A 23,693-nucleotide genomic window follows, 5' to 3' on the forward strand; every position below is an offset into this window, starting at 1 on the left:
GCGGTACGCGCGGCCTGACCCAACGCTTTGCGGGGCGTCTCGGCAGAGACGCACACCAAACGGGCGGGAGAGCCCCGCTAGCGGTCGTCCCCTCCGGGTCCGATATCGTCTAGGTAATCCTCATCAATGGCTGCCTGCACTGCGCCCGTGACCGCTTCGCGTTGTTTGGGCGTCAGATCCTCCGGCTCTTTGCCTTCAGCGAGCCGAACGGTGACTTCGCGGTGAGCAAAATTGATACCTTCCCGGGCAAAAAGCTCGCGGATTTCCTGATAGACTTTCTTGCGCACCAGCCACTGATCCCCCGGCTTGGTCATGAATTTGACCCGAATGATCATCGCTGAATCCTGCATCTCGATCACGCCTTGCGACTTCAACGGCTGGATAAAATTCTCACCGATCACCGGGTCGCTCAGCAACTCCTGACCCAGTTTCTTGATCAGCTTCCGCACCTTTTCGACATCGGTGTCATAAGTCACCCGCAGCGGCAGCTTCATGATCACCCAATCGCGGGAATAGTTGGTCAGCACCTTGATCTCACCAAAAGGTATTGTGTTCAGCGCGCCGAGATGATGCCGCAGTTGGAACGACCGGACCGAGATCTTTTCAACCGTTCCCTTAACATCGCCAATGTCGATATATTCCCCTTTGCGGAACGCATCATCCAGCAGGAAGAACGCCCCCGAAAAAATGTCCCGCACCAGCGTTTGCGAACCGAACCCCACTGCCAGTCCGACCACACCGGCACCTGCGAAAAGCGGGCTTACATTAATGCCCAACTCCATCAGAACAATCAGAACAATGGTGACGACAACCACGGCCAGGATCGCCCCGCGGAACAACGGCAGCAGCGTCGCCAAACGGCTTTGCCCGCCCTCACCGCCCTCATCACCCAATTCAGCCTCTTCACTGCCGTCATCAATCTCTTCCGCGATTTTCGAGTCGATCCAGATGCGGAAGAAGTGGAACAGGATATAGCCGATGAACAAGATCGTCATCACGTCCAAAGCCCGGTCAATCGGCAGGTCTTCAGTCCAGTCGATTCCGGGATTCCAGATCACGACCAACGCATAGAGGCCGACAACGAAGGCCAGTATTCCCGCCACACGGCGGGCGAGGTCCTCATATGTCAGGATCGATTGTTGCTGCCTGTCTGGCTTTGGTTTCTCGACGGGTTCATCGATATCCTCGGCCGCGTCCGCGTTCATTCCGTCCATCTTGCGGTTGCGATCAAAATACCGCTCGAGCAGGTAGTTCATCGCCCCGTATGCAACGACCACGGACATGAAGATCGCATAGCTGCTGGCGACGATCGGCAGCGAGTGCTCATGCTCCAGAACCAGATCAACCGCCAGTTTGAACCAACTGAAAACAATATAGACGATCACGACCGGCGCCCACGCGAATGAGACAAAGCGTAACAACCACGAAACCCGATCCGGTGACCGACCCCCCCTAATGGCATTGGAAATCGCCCGCGCGTTGAACAGGATCATCAAAACGTTGCCCAGCGCGCCGACCATGGTCAGGCTGCCATAGACCATCGCGTAGATGTTGTAGTTCAATCCAAAGTCAGCAACCCAGGTCGAAAACAGCACAACCGAGATATCATAGGTCGCAATCACCGACGCCCATATATACAGGCGCTTCGCGTCGCGATCCGAAAACGGCGGCAGCCGGTACTGGCTGAGATAGGGCGACAACACCATGCGCCACAGGTCGGACACGGTGCGCGACAGGAAAAACGCGGTGAAGATCGCCGTGACCGTGAACTGGATCGAGATGTCTTCGGCCTCACCAAAGATCAAGTACCCCACGATCAGCGCCATCACCATCGCAAAGACAGTGGCACCTATGCCCATGAAGAACCGGAACACCAGGAAGGGCATTTTTTCGCGATAGCCTTTCGGGTCTTCCTTGGTGCGCGCCACTACGAACCGGCGTGCGATGCGCTTGCCGTAGATTTCGGCAGACAACCAGCGCCCCAGCAGCAGGAACAGAATGTTCCAGAACAGGACTTCAAGATATGTCTGAATCCGGCCATCCGGGCTGGTTTGGCGCAAAATATACTGCACTTCGAAAATTGAATAAGGCAAAGCCTGCAAGCGCGCATGCATGGATGCGCGAAAATCCGACAACCTCTCCTGCGCTTTCATCAGCTGCGACCCGCCCCCCATCGGGTCGAGTGTGTCGGACTCAAGAGCCTCGTCTTGAGTACCCGAAGATACGACCTGCCCGGTGCTGTCTATAACAATCACGCTGGCGCCAGATTCGGTCGCGGCTCGGATCGCGGCGGCCAGATCGCTATCCGTGTTCGCATCTGACTCAGTGGCAGACCCCGACCCATATCCCGGGATCAAGGATGTCTGTGCCGCTGCTGTGGTAACGAAGGCGGCTGCGAAAGCCCAAACAAGAATGGCTATAACAGCGCTGAGATTAAGTTTCATTAAGCAGCCTATCCAATTCTCGTATTGCTAAAAGACTACAGAAGCACCTGAGCGTATTCAAATATTCAGCCTTTTTCTTCTCGTGATCGTGTCATTTCGTGTTCCTGCTGCACTGCGAACAACAAGAGTGTTTTCAACCTAGGAAAAACTGAATATGACCGGCCCTGCAATTGCGTGGAACAGCAAGTCCGATATCAGGCTGATGGGGGTGATTTCCCCTGACCTAGCCGCGTATCGAATGTTGCTATTCCGCCATGGTTGACGAATTTGCCCTGTCTTGGAAACCCCTTTGGCAAGCGGCGTCAAAAAATATACGGTAACGGGGGCAAACGCGCGGAGTTGAACCCAAAAACACGATAGGCGAAAGCATGAGCCTGGGAATACAAGATAAAACGACCGGCCGGGCGCCGCGCATTCTGCTCTATAGCCACGATACGTTCGGGCTGGGCCATCTGCGTCGGTCGCGCGCCCTTGCAGCGGCTATCACGCAAGCCAACCCGGACGCATCCGCCCTGATCCTGACAGGATCGCCGGTGGCGGGGCGATTCACCTTTCCGCGCCGGGTTGATCACGTACGACTGCCGGGTGTCACCAAACGCGCCGATGGCTCTTACGCGGCGCGGACGATCGGAATGGGCATAGAAGAAGTGACCGAGCTGCGTGCGGGCCTTATCCAGACTTCTGTTGAGCAATTCGATCCCGATATGCTGATCGTTGACAAGGAACCCACCGGATTTCGCGGTGAGCTTCTGCCGACGCTGGAAACTCTTCTGCAGTCGCAGCGCACCAAACTGGTTCTTGGGCTACGCGATGTGCTTGATGAACCCGAAGTGCTGGCCGCTGAATGGGAGAGGAAAGAAGCCGTCACCGCGACAGAGCGGTTCTACCATGAAATCTGGATATACGGGCTGCGCTCGATCTATGACCCAACCCAAGGCCTGCCTCTGAGCAGAGCAGCGCAGTCGCGCATTCACTGGACCGGGTACTTACGACGAGACCTCACCCCTGTGGGTGAGCCGCCCGAGAAACCTTATATTCTGATCACTCCGGGTGGCGGCGGCGATGGCAAGGCGATGGTGAACCTTGTTTTGTCAGCCTATGAAAAAGACCCTACCCTGTCACCGCGTGCCGTACTGGTTTACGGCCCCTTCCTGTCTGGGGAACTGCGGGAGGAGTTTGAGACCCGCGTTGCAGCGCTTAACGGTCGGGTAACCGCCGTTGGGTTCGAATCCCAGATCGAAACCCTTTTTGCCGGTGCCTCGGGTGTTGTCTGCATGGGCGGCTACAACACCTTTTGCGAGGTACTCTCGTTCGATAAACGCGCCGTCATCGTGCCACGCTCGACTCCCCGGCTAGAGCAATGGATCCGAGCGTCGCGCGCCGAAAGTCTGGGGCTTGTCCGCATGCTGGACGAAAATCGGGACGGCTTGACGCCAGACGCGATGATACAGGCAATTCGCAACCTGCCCGAACAACCGCTTCCATCGCAGGCTATTCAGGACGGGCTACTGGACGGGTTGGACTATGTCGTTGATCGCGTAGACGCGCTGTTGGGCGAGGAACAGAAACGGGCCACCGGATGACCTCAACACAGCCGAAACTGGCGGTGCTGGTCAAAGGATGGCCGCGCCTGTCCGAGACGTTCATAGCCCAGGAACTTGTCGCCCTGCAGGATGCCGGGCACAGCTTTGATATCTGGTCCTTGCGTCACCCAACTGACGTCAAGCGCCATCCGTTGCACGATCGGTTCCAGGGTCAGGTGCATTACTTGCCTGAATATCTGTACGATGAGCCGCAGCGCGTCTGGGCCGCACGGGAAAAGGCGAAAACTCTGCCCGGCTACGCCGAGGCCTACCAGATTTGGCGTGCGGACTTGCGGCGCGATCCCACCCATAACCGCATCCGCAGGTTCGGGCAGGCCTGTGTTCTGGCCGCCGAATTGCCCGAAGCGACAAAAGTGATGTATGCGCATTTCCTGCACACTCCATCCTCGGTCGCCCGTTATGCTGCGATCATGCGTGGCCTGCCATGGAGCTTTTCAGCCCATGCAAAGGACATCTGGACCTCGCCCGAGTGGGAAAAACGGGAAAAATTGCAAGAAGTGACACATGGTGCGGCCTTTGGCGCGACCTGCACGTCCATCGGGGCCGAACATTTGCGTGGCCTTGCTGATGATCCGTCGCGGGTTGACCTGATCTATCACGGACTGGACCTTTGTCGCTTTCCCGACCCCCCAAACCGTAAGCCGCGCGCCCCGAGCGGGCCGTTTCACATGCTGTCCGTCGGCCGATTGGTCGAGAAAAAGGGCTTTGATCGCCTGATCGACGCTTTTGCGCTGTTGCCTGAAACACTCGACTGGCGCTGGACGCATATCGGAGGCGGAACGTTGAGCGGCGCGCTCCAAAGCCGGGCCGCGGCCGCTGGTCTGGCGCAACGGATTACTTGGAAGGGTGCCTGCGATCAGCCCGAAGTCATCGCAGCAATGCGCGCTGCCGACCTGTTCGTGCTACCGAGCCGGATTGCAGCGGACGGAGACCGCGATGGCCTGCCCAACGTTTTGATGGAGGCTGCATCCCAGCTGTTGCCAATTCTTTCGACGCCCGTGTCGGCCATCCCGGAATTCATTGAAACCGGAACCCACGGGGTGCTGTCCGATGACGACCCGAGCGCGCTGGCCTCGGCTATTGTCCGCCTGGCCGCTGACCCCCAGAAAACCGCGTTGATGGCTGTGGCGGCCTATGACCGCCTGATCTCTGACTTCCGCATGGACCCGGGGATCGCCCGTCTTTCCAATCGGCTGCGCGCATTGGGTGCGGACACAAACTGATGGCTCGGGTTGCCTTTTACTGTCCGATGAAGGCACCCGACAGCCCGGTCCCATCCGGGGATCGTGAAATGGCGCGCAACCTTATGCAGGCGATTGCCGCGCAGGGGGACACCGTCGAGCTGGCCTCACGACTGCGCATCTACGACAAATCTGGTGATGCGCAGCTTCAGACACTGTTGAGCGCCAAGGCACAGGCAGAGGTGCACCGCCTTGTCGCTGAGATGCCCTTGGACACGTCCCTTTGGGTGACGTATCACAACTACTACAAAGCGCCCGACCTTGTGGGCCCGCGCGTTTGCAAGGCGCGGAATATCCCTTACGTCCAGATCGAAAGCACCCGCGCTGCCAGCCGACTAGATGGTCCTTGGGCCAGTTTTGCCCAAGCCGCGCATGATTCCTGCGACGCGGCGCAAGTGATTTTCTATCATACGGCCAATGACCTGATTGCGCTTGAACGGGACAGGAGCGGGGATCAAAACCTTGTCGAGTTGCCACCGTTTCTTCCCCTGTCGGACTTGCCGCCTGCGTCAACGTGTGATGGCCCGATGCTGAGCGTTGGGATGATGCGTCAGGGTGACAAACTGGCATCTTACGACCTTATTGCCCAAACCCTGACCCTTCTGGATGGGGATTGGAGCCTGAATATTGCGGGCGATGGTCCGGCCCGTGGCGAAGTTGAAGCTCTGATGGCACCGTTCGGATCGAGGGTACGGTTTCTGGGGCAGTGCGACCGCCAAGCGCTGCAAGAACTTTACAGTGCGGCATCGGTTCTGGTTTGGCCCGGCGTGAACGAAGCTTTTGGGATGGTCTATCTTGAAGCACAAGCCAGCGGTGTGCCTATTGTTGCGCAGGATCGGCCAGGCGTGCGGGATGTGCTGAGTCCGTCGGACTACCCGCCTGTCAACTGCGGTGCTAAAGGGCTGGCCACCCGATTGCGTAGGTTACTAGATGACCTGTCGTTTCGTCGGTCACTGGGGGCCGAGGCCCGCACTCGGATGGCCGAGCGTCACTTATTGCCTGCGGCGACCGAGCGGTTCTGGCGATCCGCACGATCATTGGTGGAGGCCCAAAGATGACTCGTTTAGCCCTGCTCAGACATGGCCACACGCACTGGAATCGCGCAGGCCGCATTCAGGGGCGCAGCGACATTCCGCTGGATGCGGATGCCCGGGCTGAACTTGCGAGCACACGCCTGCCTGACACGTGGAAGGACGCGACCCTGTGGTCCAGTCCGCTGCTACGGGCCAGCGAGACCGCACGCCTTGTTGCCGGGCGCGACCCACGGACCTCGGATGCACTGACCGAGATGAACTGGGGTGATTGGGAGGGGTTGCGCGGTGTCGATCTGATAGCAGACCCTAAAAGTGGATACCGCCATATTGAGGATTGGAGCTGGGAATTCCGTCCGCCGAACGGTGAAAGCCCGGCCGAGGTCTGGTCACGGCTAATGCCCTGGCTGGATGGGCTATCCGGCGACACGGTTGCGGTCTGCCATATCGGTATCATGCGGGTCATTCTGGCACGTGCCTGGGGTTGGGATTTCGACGGACCCGCCCCATTCAAAATCAAGCGCAATCGGCTGTATATCGTTGACATGCCATCCCTCACGCCGTTGCCAGAACCCATCCGCCTGATCCGGTCCGAGGCCAACCTATGAAGGTGATGATCATTGTCACGCACCTGCTAGGCACCGGGCACCTTAGTCGGGCTTTGACGCTGGGCAAGGCATTTGAACGCGCGGGGCACGAGACCTTTATCGTTTCGGGTGGAATGCCTGCGCCGCAATTGGACAGTACCGATATCAGCCTATTTGGGTTGTCGCCACTTCGCTCGGTCGGAACCGACTTTACTCGGCTTTTGACCGCAAACGGTGACATCGCCGACGCGGCCTACCTGAAAGCGCGTGAAACTGCACTGGTGAAAGCCGTTGAAAGTTTCGCGCCGGATGTTCTGATAACTGAGCTGTTTCCCTTTGGCCGCCGGTCACTGGCGACCGAGTTCATCGCGGCGCTTGAGGCTGCCCGCACCCTGCCGCACCGCCCGACCATTTTGGGCTCGATCCGGGATATTCTGGCCCCACCGTCGAAAGAGTCCAAAGCGCAACGTACGGAAGAGATCGTGCTCCGGTACTACGATGGTATCCTCGTCCATGCAGATCAAGATGTTGTTCCGCTGGATGTCAGTTGGCCGGTTACCGATCGCTTGCGCAAGCGGCTGTTCTATACCGGTTTCGTCGCACCCGAAGCCCCCGTGCCGCACCCGGATGCGGTTGGCAAAGGCGAGGTGCTGGTCAGCGCCGGCGGCGGATCAGTGGGCCAGCCGATCTTTCGCGTGGCCATCGAGGCCGCCCGCAAGATGCCCAACAGGCGCTGGCGAATGTTGGTGGGCGGTCAAGACGCACGGCAGCGCATTGCCGATTTGCAAAACGATGTGGGTGATGCCCCGGTGACGCTGGAACCTGTTCGTTCGGATTTCCGCCAGATGCTGCCACTGGCCGCAGCGTCCGTCAGCATGTGCGGCTACAATACCGCGCTGGACATTCTGCAATCCGGCACTCCAGCCGTATTCATTCCGTTTGACGATGGCAAAGAGGTCGAACAGACACTGCGCGGGACTAGTCTTGCCGGTTTGTCCGCAATCGAACTTCTACCCAGCAACGAACTTGATGGCTCTGCTTTGGCGCGGGCTGTTGAGGCCGTGATCCTCCATGGCCCGCGTCCCGTTTCCGCCACGGGCTTTGACGGGGCGGACAGATCCGTCGAAATTGCGGTTAAGCTGAGGTCGCAAGCATGACGATTGACTGGCGCCCTTTGGACTCCGAACTAGACCGCTGGCGTACACAGAACCTTTCGCTGCCACTGTGGTGGCGCGACGACGACGCCGTCTCCGGGACGCCACAGCTAGAGATGCTGACAGGCCTGTCCCAGTCTCTTGACCTGCCCGTTCATCTGGCGATCATTCCGCGCAACGCCGATAGTCGGCTGGTGGATTACGTGGCGCGGTATCGGACGCTGATCCCGGTGGTGCATGGCTGGGCCCATCAGAACCACGCGCCTGAGAGTGAGAAAAAATCCGAGTTCCGACTGCACCGGCCCATCGAAGACATCACTGCGGATGCCCAGACCGGGTTGGATCGCTTGCGCAAACTGTTCGGTGACCGGCTGTGCCCGATGTTCGTGCCCCCTTGGAACCGCATTGCGCCCGAAGTGGTCGAACACCTACCCGAACTTGGGTTCCGCATCATCTCGGCCGCGACACCACGCAAAACGCGCTGGCCTATGCCCGGACTGGAACAGATCAACACCCATCTGGATCCGATCGACTGGCGCGGAACGCGCGGGCTGACGGCAGGGGACAAGCTGATTGCCCAAACGGTCAACCTGTTGCGTGACCGACGTGAGGGACGCACCGACAATGCCGAACCGTTCGGTGTGTTGACGCATCATCTGGTTCATGATCAAGACATCTGGACCTTTACCGAAGGGTTGCTGCGCAGATTTCTGGACGGCCCCGGCCGCATTTGGGTCGCACCATCTGAAAACCAACCCTGGGAGACCTGAATGAGCCGACTAGATTCCATGCTGCGCCGGTTGACGGCACAACGCGACGGGTTGAACTGGGCGGTCGCGCAGATCAGCGACATGGATGGCGACGTTCTGGATATGGGTCTGGGCAACGGGCGCACCTATGACCATCTGCGGGAAATCATGCCAGACCGGCGCATCTGGGTCATGGACCGGGTACTGCAATGCCACCCATCCAGCACCCCTCCGGCCGAAGATTTCCTGCAGGGCGAGGCTGAGCCAATGCTTAGAAAGCTTGCAACAGGTGGCCCAAAGATCGTGCTGGCGCATTATGATTTTGGACGCGGAATCAAAGAAGAAGATGTCGCAGAAGCAGCCCACCTGAGTCCCTTGATCGCGCAGGTGATGCGGCCCGGCGGATTGTTGATATCTGGGCAGCCTTTGGTGGGGTTTGAGCAGATCAGCGGCCCGGATACGATCGCGCCGGACAGGTATCTATTCTACAGGGCCTGATCAGGCAACGCGCCGTCCGCGTGACCAGACACCATTCAGAGCAGGTGCACCTTCCCGCAATCGGAACCGGATCACATCAGCCCGTGCACCGATGCGCAGCTCGCCACGATCCTCCAGACCAACGGCCTGTGCAGGGGCTTGGGTCACGGTCCGTAAACCGCGGGACATATCGCCCCACTGCTCACCTAGACGCGCCGCTGACAGCAGCAAGGCGGCGGGCACATAGTCCGAAGACAGAATGTCGAGAAGGCCAAGATCAGCCAACTCTTGCGCGGCGACATTTCCGGAATGCGACCCGCCCCGGATTACGTTGGGCGCACCCATCATGACCTTGATACAGTGATCATGGCAGGCCCGTGCGGCCTCTACGGTTGTCGGAAACTCGGCCAGTCGAATGCCGTGACCAGCGGATACAGCCACCTGTTCCTGCGTGGTATCATCGTGACTGGCCAGGATCGCGCCAAAGCGTTTTGCTGCTTTAACGGTTTCAACCTCGTGCCGGTCACCATACCGGTCGCGCAGCGCCTTGAGCTGGGCCACATGCTGCAGAAAGTCGTCGTCGGACATGCTGTGCTTGCCCTTCATATAAGCTTCGAGCTGCGACATGTTCCGGAACTGCCGCTGCCCCGGCGTATGATCCATAAGAGACACCAGCCCCACACGATCTTCGGCGCTGAACTCATCCAACTCATCCACCAGTGTTTCCGAGCACACCTCGGCCCGGAGATGCAAAAAGTGGCTGATCTTCAACGCGTCCTGTTCGCGCAGCTGCCATAGCTCACGGGACAGATCGCGGGCGTATTTCTTGTAGCGGTTGCCACTTGGGATCGAACCGATGCGCATCGCATCAAACACGGTGGTGATCCCGGTACTGGCCAGTTCGGCATCATGGGCCAGAATGGCCGCCGCATGGGGCCAGTCGACCTTGGGGCGCGGCTGGATGTGGCGTTCAAGGTTGTCGGTGTGCAGCTCAACGAGACCGGGGCTGACATAGTCGCCTTCGCAGTCTATGGCACCGACGGGAATGGCCGGGCCGGTTGCGATGTCTGCAATCGTCTCGCCTACAATACGGACGCTGCCTGTAACCGTCTCATTCGGAAGAACAAGCGTGGCATTGGCAAGGATCATTTCTTCTGTCATCTGAACTTCACACGGTCTGAGATATTGAGAAGGCCACGCATAGGAGGCCAATGTGACATTCACGCGATACGCGATCTATTTTGCGCCACCAGACGCGGCTGAATGGGCGCAATTCGCCAACAGCTGGCTGGGTTGGGACATCGAGACCGGCACCGCCCTTGCGCATCCCGTGATCGACGGCGTTGATGTTGCAACCGTAACCGAGGTGCCGCGCAAATACGGTCTGCATGCGACAATCAAACCCCCGTTCCGGCTGCGGGATGGTCAGACGGTTGAGGCGTTGCACGACGCCTGCGCGCGGGTTGCAGCTTCGCAGCCCGTTGTGATCCAAGGCGGGCTGACGATCGCCCGACTTGGCCGATTCCTTGCCCTGCGCCCACTGGGGGATGAGGCCGCGCTGAACGCTTTGGCCGCCGCTTGCGTGCGCGAGCTGGACAGCTTTCGCGCGCCGCCTGCACAGTCCGAGCTTGACCGGCGCCGCGCCAGTGGCCTGACCGCCCAGCAGGACGCCAACTTGCTGCAATGGGGTTATCCTTACGTGATGGATGCGTTTCGCTTTCACATCACGCTCAGTGGTAAATTGAACAAGGCCACGCTGACAACGGCTGAGGCGGCGCTGCAATCGCGGCTTGCCCCATTGCTGCCGCAGCCGTTTCAGATCGATGATCTGGCGTTGGTGGGTGAGGCCGTGGATGGGCGGTTTCACCTGCTGCATCGCTATGCCCTTTCCGGTTGAAGGTGGTCGAGGATCGTATCGATCGTAGACTCCAGCGACCCGGAATTGTCGATCTCCAGGACCCGCATCAACCCCTCGGGCAAACGCGCCTTTGCACGTGTCATCCGCCGCGCCTGCTCGGCCGTGCTTTCGCGTCCGCGTGCTGACAGGCGGTGCGCAAGAACCTCGGGGGTTGCAGTCAGCGAGATGACTACCAGATCGCCGAACACCTCTTGCGCCTGTAGCAAAACAGACCGCGACAGGTTCACCAACACCCCATCCGCTTGCTGTCTAAGCTCCTCAACGGTCTTGGGCACACCGTAGAACAGGCCATGCGCAGGCCAATGCAAAGCAAATGCACCCTGTGCAACCATCTGCTGAAAGCTTTCAACGGACACCCGGTCAAAGTCTTCGCCTTGTTTGCCTTCGGGCCGCGTGATGACCCGGCGCACCCGGTGAAAACCGGGAACACGCGCGTCTAGCGCTTCGATCACGCTGTCCTTGCCGACGCCTGATGGGCCAACAATTGCTATGACCGGAGCAAGGCTCATCCCAGCACTCCGGGCGTGAAGTCAGAGACGTTGACCTCGCGATCACAAACCCGGTCTCGCGCGCCGACATCGTGAAAAATCCCGACAATTGCAGCACCGCGCGCCTTGGCCTCTTCGATCAATGACAGCACTGTCTCACGGTTCTGTACATCCAGCGAGGCGGTGGGTTCATCCAGTAGCATCGCGGGATAGTCATGCGCGAAACCGCGGGCTATGTTCACCCGTTGCTGCTCGCCCCCCGAAAAGGTCGTTGGACTCAGCCCCCACAGGTGCTCAGGGATGTTCAGCCGCGCCAACAGCGCTGCCGCTTTTTCCAGCGCCACCTGCCGCTCGCAGCCTAGTGACAGTAATGGGTCAGCCACCACCTCAAGCGTCGGCACGCGCGGGACAACGCGCAGGAACTGGCTGACATAGCCAAGAGTTTCGCGCCGCAGGGCCAGAATCTGGCGCGGCTCGGCCTGCGCCACGTCAAGCCCGCCCACCAAAACCTGCCCGGACGCCGCCAGGTAGTTCCCATAGATCACCCGCATCAGGGTTGACTTGCCTGCCCCGGACGCTCCGGTCAGGGCAATGCACTCTCCCGGCGCGACGGTCAGCGACGCGCCCTCCATCACAGGGATCACCGCACTACCCTGATTGTGCAGGGTAAAGCTTTTGCTCACATCTTTCAGCTCGATCATCGCCGCCATCTTCACACCTGCAACACGCTTGAGACCAGCAACTGCGTATAAGCGTGCTGCGGATCGTCCAGAACCTGATCGGTCAGTCCGCTTTCGACCACGTGGCCGTCTTTCATCACCATCAAACGATCCGCCAGCAGGCGCACCACGGCCAGATCATGAGTGACGATAATCGCGCTCAGCCCCATCTCGCGCACCAGCCCGCGCAACAGGTCCAGCAGCCGCGCCTGAACCGATACATCCAGCCCGCCGGTTGGTTCGTCCATGAACACTAGCCGAGGTCCCGTGACCAAATTGCGCGCGATCTGCAGGCGCTGCTGCATTCCGCCCGAAAATGCAGTCGGGCGATCATCGACGCGAGTCCCGTCAATCTCTACGCGTCCCAGCCAGTCGATGGCATTGTCGCGGATATCACCATAGTGGCGGTCACCCACGGCCATTAGGCGCTCACCAATATTGGCGCCTGCACTGACCGACATGCGCAACCCGTCCCGTGCATGTTGATGCACAAAGGCCCAATCTGTTCGCCCCAGCATCCGGCGTTCAGGCTCAGACATGGTGACCGTGTCCACTGGCCCGTCAACGCGGGTGTCAAAAATCACCTGCCCTGCATCCGGTTCCAGATGGCCAGCCAGGCAATTCAACAGGGTCGACTTGCCAGACCCGCTTTCACCAACGATCCCCATCACCTCGCCGGGGTAAAGATCGAAACCAACACCCGTGCATCCGATGCGGGTGCCATAGCGCTTTTCGATCCCTTTGACCTGCAGTAAGGGCGTCATGCCACGCCCTCCGTAGCCATGCGTCCCTGATGGCCCGCCTGACGGCGCGAACGGCAATAATCGGTGTCAGAGCAAACGAACATCCGGTTTCCCGCATCATCCATGATCACCTCGTCCAGATAGCTGTCCTCGGCACCACACAGATCGCAGGGATGGTTGGCCTTGGTTGCTTCGAACGGGTAGTCTTCGAAATCAAGGCTCACCACCCTGGTATGGGGCGGCACCGCGTATATCCGTTGTTCCCGCCCTGCACCGAACAGCTGGATAGCATCCATTTCCAGTTTGGGGTTGTCGAATTTCGGGATCGGCGACGGGTCCATCACATAGCGCCCCGACACCTTCACCGGATAGGCGTAGGCGGTCGAAATCGCCCCGTGCTGGCTGATGTCTTCGTAAAGTTTCACATGCATCAGACCATATTCCTCAAGACTGTGCATCTTTCGGGTTTCAGTCTCGCGCGGTTCTAGAAAGCGCAAGGGTTCAGGGATCGGCACTTGGTAGACGAGGATCTGATCCTCGCGCAGCTTGGCCTCGGGGATGCGGTGGCGCGTTTGAATGACGGTGGCCTTTTCGGTTACCTCGGTGGTCGCGACCCCCGCGGTCTTTTCAAAGAACTTGCGGATCGAAACTGCATTCGTGGTGTCATCCGCGCCCTGGTCGATCACCTTGAACGTGTCACCCGGTGTCAGTGTCGCCGCCGAGACCTGAACGCCGCCAGTACCCCAGCCATAGGGCATCGGCATTTCCCGGCTGGCAAAAGGCACCTGATAGCCCGGAACAGCCAGACCTTTCAGTATGGCCCGACGGATCATCCGCTTGGTCTGTTCATCCAGATAGGCAAAGTTATACGCGCTCATTCCGCGGCCTCCTTGGGTGAGATACGGTCTTCGGCCTCGCGCCGCAGCTTACGCACCAGTTCCAGTTCAGACTGGAAATCCACGTAATGCGGCAGTTTGATATGTTCGAGAAACCCGGTCGCCTGGATGTTGTCCGCATGGCTCAGGACAAACTCTTCGTCCTGCGCCGGGGCACCTAGGTTGTCCTCGCCCAACTCTTTCCAGCGCAGGGCACGGTCCACCAGCGCCATGGCAATCGACTTGCGTTCAGATTGGCCAAACACCAGACCATAACCACGCGTGAATTGCGGTGGTTCCACTTTTGAGCCTTTGAACTGGTTGACCGTCTCGCATTCGGTCAGTTCGACCTCACCGATTTCGATGGCAAAGCCCAGTTCGGGGATTTCCATCTCAACCGCGACCTTGCCGATCCGCAGCTCGCCTACAAAGGCATGGTTGCGGGCATAGCCACGCTGGGTCGAATACGCCATGCCCAGCACGAACCCTTCATCCCCGCGCGTCAGAGATTGCAGGCGTAACGGGCGCGTGGCCGGATACTCCATCGGTTCGCGGGTCAGATCGCCCGGGGCCGCGTCGCTGGCAGGTTCGTCCTGAAGAATGTCTTCAGCCTTGAGGAACCCGGATATATGCGGAGTGGAACCCGTACGCGGCTGGCCTTCGGGTGCTGGGGCAACTTCACCCTCAGCTGCCAGTTTGAAATCCAGAAGACGATGCGTATAGTCGAATGTCGGGCCCAGAACCTGCCCCCCCGGCGCATCCTTGAAGGTGGCCGAGATACGGCGATCGCAGGTCATCTCACCCGTATCCACAGGGTTCGAGTACCCGAACCGCGGCAGGGTCGTACGGTAGGCACGGATTAGAAAGATCGCCTCGATCAGATCACCGCGTGCCTGTTTGATCGCCAGCGCCGCCAGATCAGGGTCAAACAACGATCCTTCGGCCATGACCCGGTTTACCGCAAGGCTCAGTTGTCCACGGATTTGCGCGATGCTGAGTTCGGCGACATCTGTGTCGCCCCGCCGCTCTTCAGCCAGCCAGGCATGCGCATTTTCGATGGCTTTTTCGCCACCTTTGACAGCCACATACATCGCTTATCCCCTGTCCTTGATTTGTGTGCTGCGCGGCAACGCTGCGAGCTTGTCGCCGCAGGTGAAAAAGAAGTCACACCCCAACGGATAAAGCGACGCGTTGGTCTGAAGCGCCCGAACATCCGGCAGCGACAAATGCGCCGTGCCCTTGATCCCCGGTCCGGTAAGTCCGGGACCCGTCTTGTGCAGCGCTTCGCATTCGACGATCAGGGTCGCTGAACGGTCAGGGTATTCGGGCGTTCCGACGCGGTATTGGTTCAACGGCCCCAGTGCCTGCCACGTTCCAACGGCAAAATCCGCTTCGGTCGCATCGGTCAGCGGCGCACCGGTGTGGAAGGTCAGCCATTGCCGCACCGCATCTGCGTCGGTCGCACCCGCCAAATGCACCTTGGTGTCCGGATCGCAGAGCGTCAGGAGCAACGTCCCCGCCGCGACGGACAAAGGTGCCGGGGGCTGGCAGCCGGAAACCGAACGGATTTCGCCCGGCCGTGCCATGACTGTCATAGCAGCCCTAAAGGCATGGGCCGCATCAACGGGAGCGTTTTGGAAACCGCCTGAGAATTGGATATGCGCAGCCATCAATCCTCTCCCCGAACCAGCGTGAAGAATTCAACCTTGGTAGCCGCAGCCTTGGCGGCCCGCGCCGTTTTGGTGGCCTGCATTTGCTGCGCAAGCGGATCAAGCACCCGCTCCCGGATTGCGCCGGCGGCCTTGGTCTGCATCAAGGCGTCAATCAACGCCGCGGCCTCGGCCTTGCGTTTCGACCGACCCTGCACATGGCCATGCCCGACAGTTCCATCCCCTAGCACCAAGGAACATCGCGTAACTGTCATCTCACCAAGGTTGAACGGGGCACCCGACCCACCGATCCGGCCACGCACCATCACACCGCCTACTTCCGGACGACGAAGCCAGTCATAGCCAGGACTCGTGTCAATTTCATCCCACAGCGCCATCAGCGCCCCTTCCGGGGCGCGGGCCAATAGACCCATCCACTCCTGCCGCTTGGCAACCGCAATATTTGTCTGATCTGTCATCGAAGCCTCTTGGCTGAGTTGTCTACTTTAACTATACAACTAGACAAATATTACATCCCGGAGGGCAGAATCGCAATCCGCGATACTGTGAAAGTTTGGTGACATGAGCAAAACGCCCGTCTGGAAAAGCATCGCTCTCAGCCTGACCGCCGACATTGCTGAGGGAAGATACAACAGCGGCGACCAGCTTCCGACCGAGGCGCAACTGGCGGCACAGCACGGAGTCAATCGGCACACCGTTCGCCGTGCGTTGTCTGACCTCGCAGAGCAAGGGCTGGTACACTCACGGCGCGGTGCAGGTGTTTTTGTAACCGCGCGTCCGACCGACTATCCGATCGGCAAGCGCGTACGATACCACAAGAGCATTTCAGCAAGCGGCAAGATACCGGGTAAAAAGATACTCTCATTGACCACACGCGCAGCGGATGATGCTGAAGCAGAAGCGCTGGATCTTGAAGCCGGAGATAAGGTTCATGTCTATGACGGTCTGTCGCTTGCCGACGGCCAACCCATCGGGGTGTTCCAAAGCGTTTTCCCGGCTGATCGCTTGCCCAGCATCCTGGCTGCGTTACAAGACACCCATTCCGTAACCGAAGCTTTGCAACGATGTGGCGTTGCTGATTACACACGCGTGTCGACGCGGCTGACCGCGCGGGCCGCGACAGCGACACAAGCCCTGCATCTGCATCTCACCGAAGGTGCACCGGTCCTCTTCTCTGCGGGGATCAACGCTGACCTGAACGGCGTGCCGGTGGAGTATGGCCGCGCAGTCTTTGCCGGAGACCGGGTCACTTTAACCTTGAACGATGACTAAACTTCGACGTCCTCCCGCCCGTCTTCAACCTCCTGTCGGAGGTCTCATCCCGTTGGGCATAGCGCCGCGCTTTGCGCGGCGCCGAGCCCAAAGCCGCCAAGGAGGGTCGGCGCAGCCGAGGCTCCTGCGGGTGCGGGAGCTTTTCCGTTACTTTGCTGCCGGATCATTCATATTTTTCTAGGAATGCTTCGACGCTTAACGCGCGAAAATCAGCTAGAGCCGCGCGCAGGCGCAGGTTGTCCCAATCCCACCAAGCCAAGGCAAGCAGACGCATTACAACCGCTTCAGGAAAGCGGCGGCGAATTGGTCTGGCGGTCACACCGCCGACGATCATGTACGGGGGAACATCCTTGGTGACCACTGCACCGGACGCGATCACCGCACCGTGGCCAATTGTAACTTCGGGTTTGATAATCGCCGCGTGACCGATCCATGTGTCGTGACCAATTTTTGCCAAGCGACTGGCGCGATGTGCGAACCAATCCGCGTCATCCTGCGCATCATCCCAATAATCCGCTGAACGATAAAGGAAATGGTGCAAGGACGCCTTTTCCATCGGGTGATCCGTGGCCCCTATTCGCGTGTAGCTGGCGATATTGGCAAATTTCCCGATCTCTGCATTGGCAATATCACACGTCCGGTCGCAGTAAGAATAATCCCCCCAAACCGAATTTGTAATCCGGCTGCCCGCGCCAATTTCCACGTATGCGCCGAAACTGCTGCCGGTGATCTGGCAATCCGGGTGGATGAATGGCCGGTCAGGGTGCAGGCGTGCCATGGTCTTTGTCCTTAATTGTCGGTCAGGGCAGCAGAAACGGCTTGGATCCAGGATCAGCCGGTTTTCGTTTTTTGCCCGTCTCACCCTTAATCAGCTTTTTGCGCAGCCAGCCCGAGAACCAGTCCATCAACATCACCATCAAGATGATCAGGACGATATAGTAGGCGACCTCTTCCCAGTCCTTCTGCGTGATGATCGCCTGCGTCAGCAACAGGCCGATCCCGCCGCCTGTAATCGCACCGATCACGGTGGCGCTGCGGGTGTTGGATTCAAGGAAGTACAGCAACTGGCTCAGCAGGATCGGCGTCACCTGGGGGATCACGCCGAACCGATAGCGCTGAGGCGCGTTTGCTCCGGTCGATTGGACGCCTTCTATCTGCTTTTGGTCAACGTTCTCCAGCGCTTCCGAGAAAATCTTGCCGAATGTACCGGTGTCCGTAACCAGAATTGCCAGAGCACCCGTCAATGGACCCGGGCCAAAGGCGCGCGCCAGAACCACAGTCCAAATTAACGCATCCACGCCGCGGACAAAGTCAAACACGCGCCGCGTTGCGAACCGCACGGACTTTAAGGGGTTGAAGTTGCGCGTCGCCAGAAAGGCCAGCGGCAAAGCAACCATCGCCGCCCCGAAGGTTCCCAGAAAGGCCATCAGGATCGTCTCAAAAATGGCCCAGGCCACATCCTGATGCCGCCACATCTTATTGGTCCAGAAATCATTGAAGATCGCGCCCGCCTCACCTTTCGCGGCCAGCCCGGCAAGTTCGCCGAAGGATTTGCCATAGTAAGGGCTGTCCAACGTGAACCAGAACAGCTCCCACCCGGTAAAATATCGAAACACCTCCGACCGGTTACGGGTCACGGTCAGGCGCCCAGCATCCGTGGTCACAGCCAGACGGTTTTTCGAAACGTTGATCCACTCCGGCACCTCGCCCGGAGGCAGTTCTGCCTGTACGCCAGCCGAACGAGAGGGCGTTGCCCGAACGGTGCCATATCCCGGAATGTCATACGTTACGGTTTCCGGACCGAAGCGCACGATATGACCGTCTTCGAGGTCAATCACTGTCGTCTCGCCCAGAGTAACCCAATCGGGCGCTTCACCTTCTGGGTAGGTGCCCTTGCGCTCACCTTCGATGGCGGCAGACACTTCGCCCGTGCGATTGTCGCGTTCGATATGAGTTTTGTAGCTGTAGCTGTCCGAAACCAGCGTCTTGCCGTTTTCCCAATTCGCCCGTGCAGCCAGCCCGACCACATCGAAGGCAAAGAAAACATAGATCAGGTAAACCAATACCAAGGCTGGCAGGCCAAAATTCATCACCCGTTTGCGGCTGAATAATCGATCCGCTTCGGCCTTCAACTCGGCAGTGGTCAGGTCGGTTGCAAATGTGCTCATGCCGAGGCTCCTTTTTCGGACCCGTGGGTCAGGCGGTCCCGCAGATAGCCAGACAGCTGGTCGACGACGACAATTGTAACGAACAACAGGATGAATATGGCAGCCGCTTCGTCATACCGCCCCTGCCCCCAGGACATGGCATTGCGCAGCTCATAGCCCAGACCACCGGCCCCGACAAAACCAAGAATCGCCGACGCGCGGATGTTGATTTCGAAGCGAAGCAAGGCATAGCTGACATAGTTCGGCCCGACCTGCGGGATCACGCCCAGATACATTCGCTGTGACCAGTTGGCCCCAACCGATTGCAGCCCTTCCACCGGTTTTAACGAGGCATTTTCGTTCACTTCGGAAAACAGCTTGCCCAGCGCGCCAGCAGTATGGATCGCGATGGCGATCATCGCAGGCACCGGGCCACCGCCAAGGATAAAGATCAAAACCAACGCGATGACGATTTCCGGAACCGCCCGGAACACGTCCGAGATCCGTCGGAAGAGCGGGATCAAAGACGGCCAATAGGCCATCCCCCGCGTCGACATCAGAGCCAGAAACGTTCCCAATATCGTCCCGGCCAGCGTTGCCGCCGCGGCGATGTTCAGGGTTTCCACAAGTGCAGGAAAGAACGTGACCAGATTCGCCGGCATCTCGGCGATTTTTTCCCAGGCTTCCGACAGAACCTCGGACGGGTAGTCGAGAATGCGGTGCCAGCCGTCAATAAAGCTGCCTGCATTGCGGCTGTCGGCTGTCCGGAACCCGGCAGCCATCATGACAACAAAAAGGATCAGGAGGATGCCACCATAGACCTTCTTGCGCCGCGTCATCGCAGTGTATTCGTCGCGGATATCCTCGACGGTCGGAGTACCGGCAGTCAGCTCTGTCATGAAATTCTCCTGAAAGGCAGACCGGGGTCCGGCTTGTCACCGGACCCCGTTCAATTCACGCGCTGCCTTAGTTGGACTTCAGCTTGCGGGCTTCAATGATGATTTCATAAGCGTCGTGCGTGATCGGCTCGAACGCCTTAGCCTCGCCTGCGGCCACGCCATAAAAGCAGTCAGCGTCTTTTTCATGCAGACCGGCCATCAGGGCCGTCATCTTCTCTTTCACGTCCGCAGGCAGGGCGGTACGCAGAACAACCGGACCTTCCGGGATCGGCTGCGACTGCCAGATCATGACCAGGTCGTTCATATCGACCAGACCCGCATCAACGGCCCGGCGCAGCGCACCCGAGTTGAAACCGTCTTCCCAATTGCCCAGACCGTCGGCCCATGTCACGCCGCCGTCAACGTCGCCGTTGTTGACCGCAACGATAGTCTGCTCATGACCACCGGTGAACTTTACCTCACCGAAGTAGTCGCCCGACTCCATGGTCGCGCCAGTCGCCTGGGGAATTTCAATCGACGGGATCAGGTAGCCTGAGGTTGAGTTCGGATCGCCAAAGCCAAAGGTCTTGTCCTTCATATCTTCCAACGAGGCGATGCCGCTGTCCTTACGGGCGAAACCGATGGAGTAATAGCCGTACCCGCCATCCAGGTTCACTTTGACCAGAACCGGCTCAACAGCTTCGGGGTCGCTCAGATAGGTTTTCGCGTAACCCGACGCGCCCAGCCAGGCCATATCGATTGTACCACCCAGCAGACCCTGGATCACACCGTTGTAATCGGCCGGAGCAAACAGCTTGGTTTCAACACCCAGCTCTTCCTCGGTATATTGACGCAGGCATTCGTTGTTGTTCAAACGATCCTGAGCGTTCTCACCTCCAAGAATTCCAATGCGGAATTCGCTTATCTCTTCGGCCGGGACCGGTGTGGCCAGTGCCGTTGTGGCCACCAGGGCAGCAATCAGTTTCTTCATCTGTCTCTCTCCAGGTTGATGTGCCGGCCTCTCATCGGGCCGGGCGATGAAAGGGTGGGTGGGCCTAGATGGTGGCTTCAGCTTCCATCAGCGCTTTCTGGGTGGCGTCCAGCGTGTCAATCTCGGTTGATGTCGCCGCTTCCGAAAAGCTGGCATCGGCCCCATAGATTTCGCGCGCGACGCCAGTGGTCAGCTGTTCGGGAATACCGTCAAAGACAATGCGCCCGTCGCGCATACCAACCACCCGGTCGCAGTAGCGTCGCGCTGTATCCAAAGTGTGCAGGTTGGCAATGACTGTCCGGCCATCCTCTTCGTGGATGCGACGCAAGGCCTGCATCACCACCTGCGCATTCATTGGGTCCAACGAGGCAATGGGTTCGTCGGCCAGAATGATTCTGGGATCCTGCATCAATGCACGCGCAATCGCGACGCGTTGCTGTTGACCGCCTGACAGGGCCTCTGCCCGCTTTGGCGCGTGTTCAGCGATCCCGAGGCGATCAAGAATATCGATGGCGCGGTGGATTTCTTCCATCGGGAAAAGGTTGAACATGGTCGCCAGCGTCGAGTGTCGGTTCAACGTGCCATGCAACACGTTCGAAACCACATCCAGTCGTGGCACAAGGTTGAACTGCTGGAAGATCATCGCGCAGTCCGCTTGCCAGGCGCGCTTATCACGGCCCTTCAGCCGAGTGACATCGCGGCCATCACACAGAATCTGCCCATCGCTGGAGTCCGTCAGACGGTTGATCATCCGCAACAGCGTCGATTTGCCGGCACCCGATCGACCGATGATCCCGATCATGCAGGGTTTGTCTACATCCAGCGACGCGGCGTCTACGGCCACATTGTCCCCGAAGCGTTTGGTCAGTTTTTCGATGCGCAGCACGTGCCACCCCCAAGTCGTGTTGGCGGTGGGGTACAGACACTGCTCAACGGCTATGTGTCAGAGCAGTGAAAGTTTTGTAACGGAGCCCGCGTTACGGGGGCTACCCTTTGCAGCACGGCGCAGGTATACGCAGGCCTAACCCGTCATCTGACCTGAGGCCGCAATGAGCTTTGACCGCACCATCAAGATCGCTCCATCAATCCTGTCTGCCGATTTCGCGAATTTCGGGCAAGAGATTCAGGCCATCGAAGCGCAAGGCGCAGATTGGGTCCATGTCGACGTGATGGACGGCCATTTCGTTCCAAACCTGACTTTCGGACCACCTGCCGTCAAAGCGTTCCGTCCGCATGTGAAAACGGTCATGGACGTGCACCTGATGATCACCCCGGTCGATCCCTATATTCAGGCTTACGCGGACGCCGGCGCGGACATACTGACGGCGCATATCGAGGCCGGGCCGCACACACACCGAACGCTTCAGGCCATCCGCGCCGCTGGCATGAAAGCGGGCGTGGCGCTGAATCCCGGCACCCCTGCCGAGGCAGTTGAACACTTGCTTGATCTGACCGATCTGGTCTGCGTCATGACCGTGAACCCAGGCTTCGGCGGTCAGAAGTTTATCGACCTGACCAGCAAGGTGCGCAAACTGCGCCAGATGATTGGCGACCGTCCGGTACATATCGAAATCGACGGTGGTGTCGATCCGCAAACCGCTCCGCTTGTGGCAGCCGCGGGTGCCGATGTGCTGGTTGCGGGTTCTGCGGTGTTCAAGGGCGGCTCGGTGGATAGCCCCGAAGTATATGGCGAAAATATCCGTGCCGTGCGGGCGGCGGCTGAGTCAGGACTGTCCTGAAACTAAAACGCCAAGCACCTTGTCCAAAGCTTGCTATTAAGAATTCGCGTTCAACTGTCGTTTGGCGCGGATAAAGAAACTTGGTGCAATGGCCACTTAGCTGTCAGAGCGCGCTTAACCTTTAAACATCCAACCCGTTGGCGCGACCGAAGTCAGTGTAGAACGTCTCGCTGCGAAACTTGGCAAGCGTTTGTTCATCAACATCATTGGGATCATTGCCAACTCTGCTGATGCCTGTTCCCTCAACCAGTCTGTTCACCAAATTGAAAACCCCGCAAACCTGTATCGCATCGAAAAGCGCATCTTCAGACCATCCCGCCCTGTATACTGCGTTTGCATCCTCTTCGGTCATTCGGGAAGGTGACAGTGTAAGTTTTGCGACATAGGCGAGGATTGGCTTGAACCTTTGATCGACAGGCGCTGAATTGAGATCCTCCACAAGCAATTCAATCAGTTCCGGATCAATGCCATACGCACGGGCGAACACGGTATGGGCACCGTGGCAATAGGAACATGCGTTCAGTCCCGAAACGTAGGCCGCGATCAACTCACGCTCGGCAAAGGAAAGGTCGCTCTTGCCACGCATGACGAGGCTTTCATATTCGCACCATGGGGCAAGCTTGCCCGGAAACAAGCTGAATACACTGCCCAGCGTCGCGTCTTTGGATAGAGATGGGAACAATTTCTTCATCATTACCCCGTCAATCTAGGGAACGTTGACGCTCCTCCGATCCCGTCGCCATTTAATGTGTGCAGAGTAACAGCATTTCTCTTGTAGGAAAACGCGTGCCTATTCCCAAGACGAGGCATACGAAAAAGGGCGCCCCAAGGGACGCCCTTTCCGTTCGATCATTCGCTAGCGCGAATTACTCGATGATCTTCGACACGACGCCGGCGCCGACGGTGCGGCCGCCTTCGCGGATGGCGAAGCGGAGGCCCTGCTCCATCGCGATCGGGGCGATCAGC

Annotated in this window: 26 protein-coding genes; 10 read left to right on the forward strand and 16 right to left on the reverse strand. The window is 58.9% G+C overall.

Annotated features, from left to right (window positions below):
- Positions 1 to 77: 77 nt before the first annotated feature.
- Positions 78 to 2,444 carry a mechanosensitive ion channel family protein gene (locus LCM21_RS05550; protein WP_224889672.1) on the reverse strand — a complete coding sequence of 789 codons (2,367 nt, stop codon included), beginning with the start codon at positions 2,442 to 2,444 and terminating at the stop codon, positions 78 to 80.
- 368 nt (positions 2,445 to 2,812) lie between these two features.
- On the opposite strand from LCM21_RS05550, the gene LCM21_RS05555 reads away from it, so the two are divergent.
- From LCM21_RS05555 to LCM21_RS05585, 7 genes are read left to right on the forward strand one after another with little or no spacing between them, the layout of a single operon-like run.
- Positions 2,813 to 4,027: a glycosyltransferase family protein gene (locus LCM21_RS05555; RefSeq protein ID WP_224889673.1), complete on the forward strand. Its 1,215-nt coding sequence runs from the start codon at positions 2,813 to 2,815 to the stop codon at positions 4,025 to 4,027.
- Positions 4,024 to 5,271: a glycosyltransferase family 4 protein gene (locus LCM21_RS05560; protein WP_224889674.1), complete on the forward strand. Its 1,248-nt coding sequence runs from the start codon at positions 4,024 to 4,026 to the stop codon at positions 5,269 to 5,271. Before LCM21_RS05555 ends, LCM21_RS05560 begins: the two co-directional genes overlap by 4 nt.
- The gene (locus tag LCM21_RS05565) at positions 5,271 to 6,347 is read left to right on the forward strand and encodes a glycosyltransferase family 4 protein (RefSeq protein WP_224889675.1); all 1,077 of its coding nucleotides are present in this window, start codon (positions 5,271 to 5,273) and stop codon (positions 6,345 to 6,347) included. The genes LCM21_RS05560 and LCM21_RS05565 overlap by 1 nt, the downstream gene beginning before the upstream one ends.
- The gene (locus LCM21_RS05570) at positions 6,344 to 6,928 is read left to right on the forward strand and encodes a histidine phosphatase family protein (RefSeq protein ID WP_224889676.1); all 585 of its coding nucleotides are present in this window, start codon (positions 6,344 to 6,346) and stop codon (positions 6,926 to 6,928) included. The genes LCM21_RS05565 and LCM21_RS05570 overlap by 4 nt, the downstream gene beginning before the upstream one ends.
- Positions 6,925 to 8,064, forward strand: a complete 1,140-nt coding sequence (locus LCM21_RS05575) for a glycosyltransferase family protein (protein WP_224889677.1) — start codon at positions 6,925 to 6,927, stop codon at positions 8,062 to 8,064. Before LCM21_RS05570 ends, LCM21_RS05575 begins: the two co-directional genes overlap by 4 nt.
- A complete protein-coding gene (locus LCM21_RS05580; RefSeq protein WP_224889678.1) occupies positions 8,061 to 8,831 on the forward strand; it encodes a polysaccharide deacetylase family protein in 771 nt (256 codons plus the stop codon). Before LCM21_RS05575 ends, LCM21_RS05580 begins: the two co-directional genes overlap by 4 nt.
- Positions 8,832 to 9,308 (forward strand): class I SAM-dependent methyltransferase, encoded by a 477-nt coding sequence (locus LCM21_RS05585; protein WP_224889679.1) that lies wholly within the window; start codon positions 8,832 to 8,834, stop codon positions 9,306 to 9,308.
- Here the strand turns inward: LCM21_RS05585 and LCM21_RS05590 are convergent, their stop codons facing one another.
- Positions 9,309 to 10,448, reverse strand: coding sequence for an alpha-D-ribose 1-methylphosphonate 5-triphosphate diphosphatase (locus tag LCM21_RS05590; RefSeq protein ID WP_224889680.1), 1,140 nt, complete (start codon positions 10,446 to 10,448; stop codon positions 9,309 to 9,311).
- Between the two features lie 52 nt (positions 10,449 to 10,500).
- Here LCM21_RS05590 and LCM21_RS05595 point away from each other — a divergent pair, with 52 nt between their 5' ends.
- Positions 10,501 to 11,184 carry a DUF1045 domain-containing protein gene (locus LCM21_RS05595; protein ID WP_224889681.1) on the forward strand — a complete coding sequence of 228 codons (684 nt, stop codon included), beginning with the start codon at positions 10,501 to 10,503 and terminating at the stop codon, positions 11,182 to 11,184.
- On the opposite strand, the gene phnN is transcribed toward LCM21_RS05595, so the two are convergent.
- The 7 genes from phnN to phnG are packed head-to-tail and all read right to left on the reverse strand — an operon-like array spanning position 11,166 to position 16,158.
- Complete coding sequence (gene phnN / locus LCM21_RS05600; RefSeq protein ID WP_224889682.1) at positions 11,166 to 11,714, reverse strand: phosphonate metabolism protein/1,5-bisphosphokinase (PRPP-forming) PhnN; 549 nt, start codon at positions 11,712 to 11,714, stop codon at positions 11,166 to 11,168. The two genes, LCM21_RS05595 and phnN, sit on opposite strands and share 19 nt — an antisense overlap.
- Positions 11,711 to 12,394 (reverse strand): phosphonate C-P lyase system protein PhnL, encoded by a 684-nt coding sequence (gene phnL / locus LCM21_RS05605; RefSeq protein WP_224889683.1) that lies wholly within the window; start codon positions 12,392 to 12,394, stop codon positions 11,711 to 11,713. Before phnL ends, phnN begins: the two co-directional genes overlap by 4 nt.
- An 11-nt stretch (positions 12,395 to 12,405) precedes the next feature.
- On the reverse strand, positions 12,406 to 13,176 hold the full coding sequence (gene phnK / locus LCM21_RS05610) for a phosphonate C-P lyase system protein PhnK (protein ID WP_224889684.1): 771 nt from the start codon (positions 13,174 to 13,176) through the stop codon (positions 12,406 to 12,408).
- Positions 13,173 to 14,033: an alpha-D-ribose 1-methylphosphonate 5-phosphate C-P-lyase PhnJ gene (locus LCM21_RS05615; RefSeq protein WP_224889685.1), complete on the reverse strand. Its 861-nt coding sequence runs from the start codon at positions 14,031 to 14,033 to the stop codon at positions 13,173 to 13,175. The genes phnK and LCM21_RS05615 overlap by 4 nt, the downstream gene beginning before the upstream one ends.
- A complete protein-coding gene (locus LCM21_RS05620) occupies positions 14,030 to 15,121 on the reverse strand; it encodes a carbon-phosphorus lyase complex subunit (RefSeq protein WP_224889686.1) in 1,092 nt (363 codons plus the stop codon). Before LCM21_RS05620 ends, LCM21_RS05615 begins: the two co-directional genes overlap by 4 nt.
- 3 nt (positions 15,122 to 15,124) lie before the next feature.
- On the reverse strand, positions 15,125 to 15,700 hold the full coding sequence (gene phnH, locus LCM21_RS05625; protein ID WP_224889687.1) for a phosphonate C-P lyase system protein PhnH: 576 nt from the start codon (positions 15,698 to 15,700) through the stop codon (positions 15,125 to 15,127).
- Positions 15,700 to 16,158, reverse strand: coding sequence for a phosphonate C-P lyase system protein PhnG (phnG, locus tag LCM21_RS05630; protein WP_224889688.1), 459 nt, complete (start codon positions 16,156 to 16,158; stop codon positions 15,700 to 15,702). Before phnG ends, phnH begins: the two co-directional genes overlap by 1 nt.
- Before the next feature lie 103 nt (positions 16,159 to 16,261).
- Between phnG and phnF the strand changes: the two genes are divergently transcribed.
- Positions 16,262 to 16,972 carry a phosphonate metabolism transcriptional regulator PhnF gene (gene phnF / locus LCM21_RS05635; protein ID WP_224889689.1) on the forward strand — a complete coding sequence of 237 codons (711 nt, stop codon included), beginning with the start codon at positions 16,262 to 16,264 and terminating at the stop codon, positions 16,970 to 16,972.
- Positions 16,973 to 17,135: 163 nt separating this feature from the next.
- On the opposite strand, the gene LCM21_RS05640 is transcribed toward phnF, so the two are convergent.
- From LCM21_RS05640 to phnC, 5 genes are all read right to left on the reverse strand, one after another.
- Entirely contained in the window at positions 17,136 to 17,750 is a 615-nt protein-coding gene (locus LCM21_RS05640; protein WP_224889690.1) for an LbetaH domain-containing protein, read from the reverse strand.
- Positions 17,751 to 17,772: 22 nt separating this feature from the next.
- Positions 17,773 to 19,140 (reverse strand): phosphonate ABC transporter, permease protein PhnE, encoded by a 1,368-nt coding sequence (phnE, locus tag LCM21_RS05645; RefSeq protein ID WP_224889691.1) that lies wholly within the window; start codon positions 19,138 to 19,140, stop codon positions 17,773 to 17,775.
- Positions 19,137 to 20,018, reverse strand: a complete 882-nt coding sequence (gene phnE, locus LCM21_RS05650; protein ID WP_224889692.1) for a phosphonate ABC transporter, permease protein PhnE — start codon at positions 20,016 to 20,018, stop codon at positions 19,137 to 19,139. Before phnE (LCM21_RS05650) ends, phnE (LCM21_RS05645) begins: the two co-directional genes overlap by 4 nt.
- A 67-nt stretch (positions 20,019 to 20,085) precedes the next feature.
- Entirely contained in the window at positions 20,086 to 20,988 is a 903-nt protein-coding gene (gene phnD / locus LCM21_RS05655; RefSeq protein ID WP_224889693.1) for a phosphonate ABC transporter substrate-binding protein, read from the reverse strand.
- 64 nt (positions 20,989 to 21,052) lie between these two features.
- Positions 21,053 to 21,874 (reverse strand): phosphonate ABC transporter ATP-binding protein, encoded by an 822-nt coding sequence (phnC, locus tag LCM21_RS05660; RefSeq protein WP_068337855.1) that lies wholly within the window; start codon positions 21,872 to 21,874, stop codon positions 21,053 to 21,055.
- 163 nt (positions 21,875 to 22,037) lie between these two features.
- On the opposite strand from phnC, the gene rpe reads away from it, so the two are divergent.
- On the forward strand, positions 22,038 to 22,727 hold the full coding sequence (gene rpe, locus LCM21_RS05665) for a ribulose-phosphate 3-epimerase (RefSeq protein WP_224889694.1): 690 nt from the start codon (positions 22,038 to 22,040) through the stop codon (positions 22,725 to 22,727).
- A 121-nt stretch (positions 22,728 to 22,848) separates the two neighbouring features.
- Here the strand turns inward: rpe and LCM21_RS05670 are convergent, their stop codons facing one another.
- Both LCM21_RS05670 and LCM21_RS05675 read right to left on the reverse strand, forming a co-directional pair.
- Positions 22,849 to 23,421, reverse strand: coding sequence for a carboxymuconolactone decarboxylase family protein (locus LCM21_RS05670; RefSeq protein ID WP_224889695.1), 573 nt, complete (start codon positions 23,419 to 23,421; stop codon positions 22,849 to 22,851).
- Positions 23,422 to 23,593: 172 nt separating this feature from the next.
- The coding region (locus LCM21_RS05675; RefSeq protein WP_216602326.1) for an EF-Tu C-terminal domain-related protein at positions 23,594 to 23,693 on the reverse strand (100 nt) is incomplete at its 5' end.

Source organism: Ruegeria profundi (assembly GCF_020171505.1).
GTDB lineage: Bacteria > Pseudomonadota > Alphaproteobacteria > Rhodobacterales > Rhodobacteraceae > Ruegeria > Ruegeria profundi.

Excerpts from the sequence above, each read along its gene's own strand:
- LCM21_RS05550 (WP_224889672.1), bottom strand. The coding sequence starts at position 2,444 with ATGAAACTTAATCTCAGCGCTGTTATAGCCATTCTTGTTTGGGCTTTC.
- LCM21_RS05555 (WP_224889673.1), top strand. The coding sequence starts at position 2,813 with ATGAGCCTGGGAATACAAGATAAAACGACCGGCCGGGCGCCGCGCATT.
- LCM21_RS05560 (WP_224889674.1), top strand. The coding sequence starts at position 4,024 with ATGACCTCAACACAGCCGAAACTGGCGGTGCTGGTCAAAGGATGGCCG.
- LCM21_RS05565 (WP_224889675.1), top strand. The coding sequence starts at position 5,271 with ATGGCTCGGGTTGCCTTTTACTGTCCGATGAAGGCACCCGACAGCCCG.
- LCM21_RS05570 (WP_224889676.1), top strand. The coding sequence starts at position 6,344 with ATGACTCGTTTAGCCCTGCTCAGACATGGCCACACGCACTGGAATCGC.
- LCM21_RS05575 (WP_224889677.1), top strand. The coding sequence starts at position 6,925 with ATGAAGGTGATGATCATTGTCACGCACCTGCTAGGCACCGGGCACCTT.
- LCM21_RS05580 (WP_224889678.1), top strand. The coding sequence starts at position 8,061 with ATGACGATTGACTGGCGCCCTTTGGACTCCGAACTAGACCGCTGGCGT.
- LCM21_RS05585 (WP_224889679.1), top strand. The coding sequence starts at position 8,832 with ATGAGCCGACTAGATTCCATGCTGCGCCGGTTGACGGCACAACGCGAC.
- LCM21_RS05590 (WP_224889680.1), bottom strand. The coding sequence starts at position 10,448 with ATGACAGAAGAAATGATCCTTGCCAATGCCACGCTTGTTCTTCCGAAT.
- phnN (WP_224889682.1), bottom strand. The coding sequence starts at position 11,714 with ATGAGCCTTGCTCCGGTCATAGCAATTGTTGGCCCATCAGGCGTCGGC.
- phnL (WP_224889683.1), bottom strand. The coding sequence starts at position 12,394 with ATGATCGAGCTGAAAGATGTGAGCAAAAGCTTTACCCTGCACAATCAG.
- phnK (WP_224889684.1), bottom strand. The coding sequence starts at position 13,176 with ATGACGCCCTTACTGCAGGTCAAAGGGATCGAAAAGCGCTATGGCACC.
- LCM21_RS05615 (WP_224889685.1), bottom strand. The coding sequence starts at position 14,033 with ATGAGCGCGTATAACTTTGCCTATCTGGATGAACAGACCAAGCGGATG.
- LCM21_RS05620 (WP_224889686.1), bottom strand. The coding sequence starts at position 15,121 with ATGTATGTGGCTGTCAAAGGTGGCGAAAAAGCCATCGAAAATGCGCAT.
- phnH (WP_224889687.1), bottom strand. The coding sequence starts at position 15,700 with ATGGCTGCGCATATCCAATTCTCAGGCGGTTTCCAAAACGCTCCCGTT.
- phnG (WP_224889688.1), bottom strand. The coding sequence starts at position 16,158 with ATGACAGATCAGACAAATATTGCGGTTGCCAAGCGGCAGGAGTGGATG.
- phnF (WP_224889689.1), top strand. The coding sequence starts at position 16,262 with ATGAGCAAAACGCCCGTCTGGAAAAGCATCGCTCTCAGCCTGACCGCC.
- LCM21_RS05640 (WP_224889690.1), bottom strand. The coding sequence starts at position 17,750 with ATGGCACGCCTGCACCCTGACCGGCCATTCATCCACCCGGATTGCCAG.
- phnE (WP_224889691.1), bottom strand. The coding sequence starts at position 19,140 with ATGAGCACATTTGCAACCGACCTGACCACTGCCGAGTTGAAGGCCGAA.
- phnE (WP_224889692.1), bottom strand. The coding sequence starts at position 20,018 with ATGACAGAGCTGACTGCCGGTACTCCGACCGTCGAGGATATCCGCGAC.
- phnD (WP_224889693.1), bottom strand. The coding sequence starts at position 20,988 with ATGAAGAAACTGATTGCTGCCCTGGTGGCCACAACGGCACTGGCCACA.
- rpe (WP_224889694.1), top strand. The coding sequence starts at position 22,038 with ATGAGCTTTGACCGCACCATCAAGATCGCTCCATCAATCCTGTCTGCC.
- LCM21_RS05670 (WP_224889695.1), bottom strand. The coding sequence starts at position 23,421 with ATGATGAAGAAATTGTTCCCATCTCTATCCAAAGACGCGACGCTGGGC.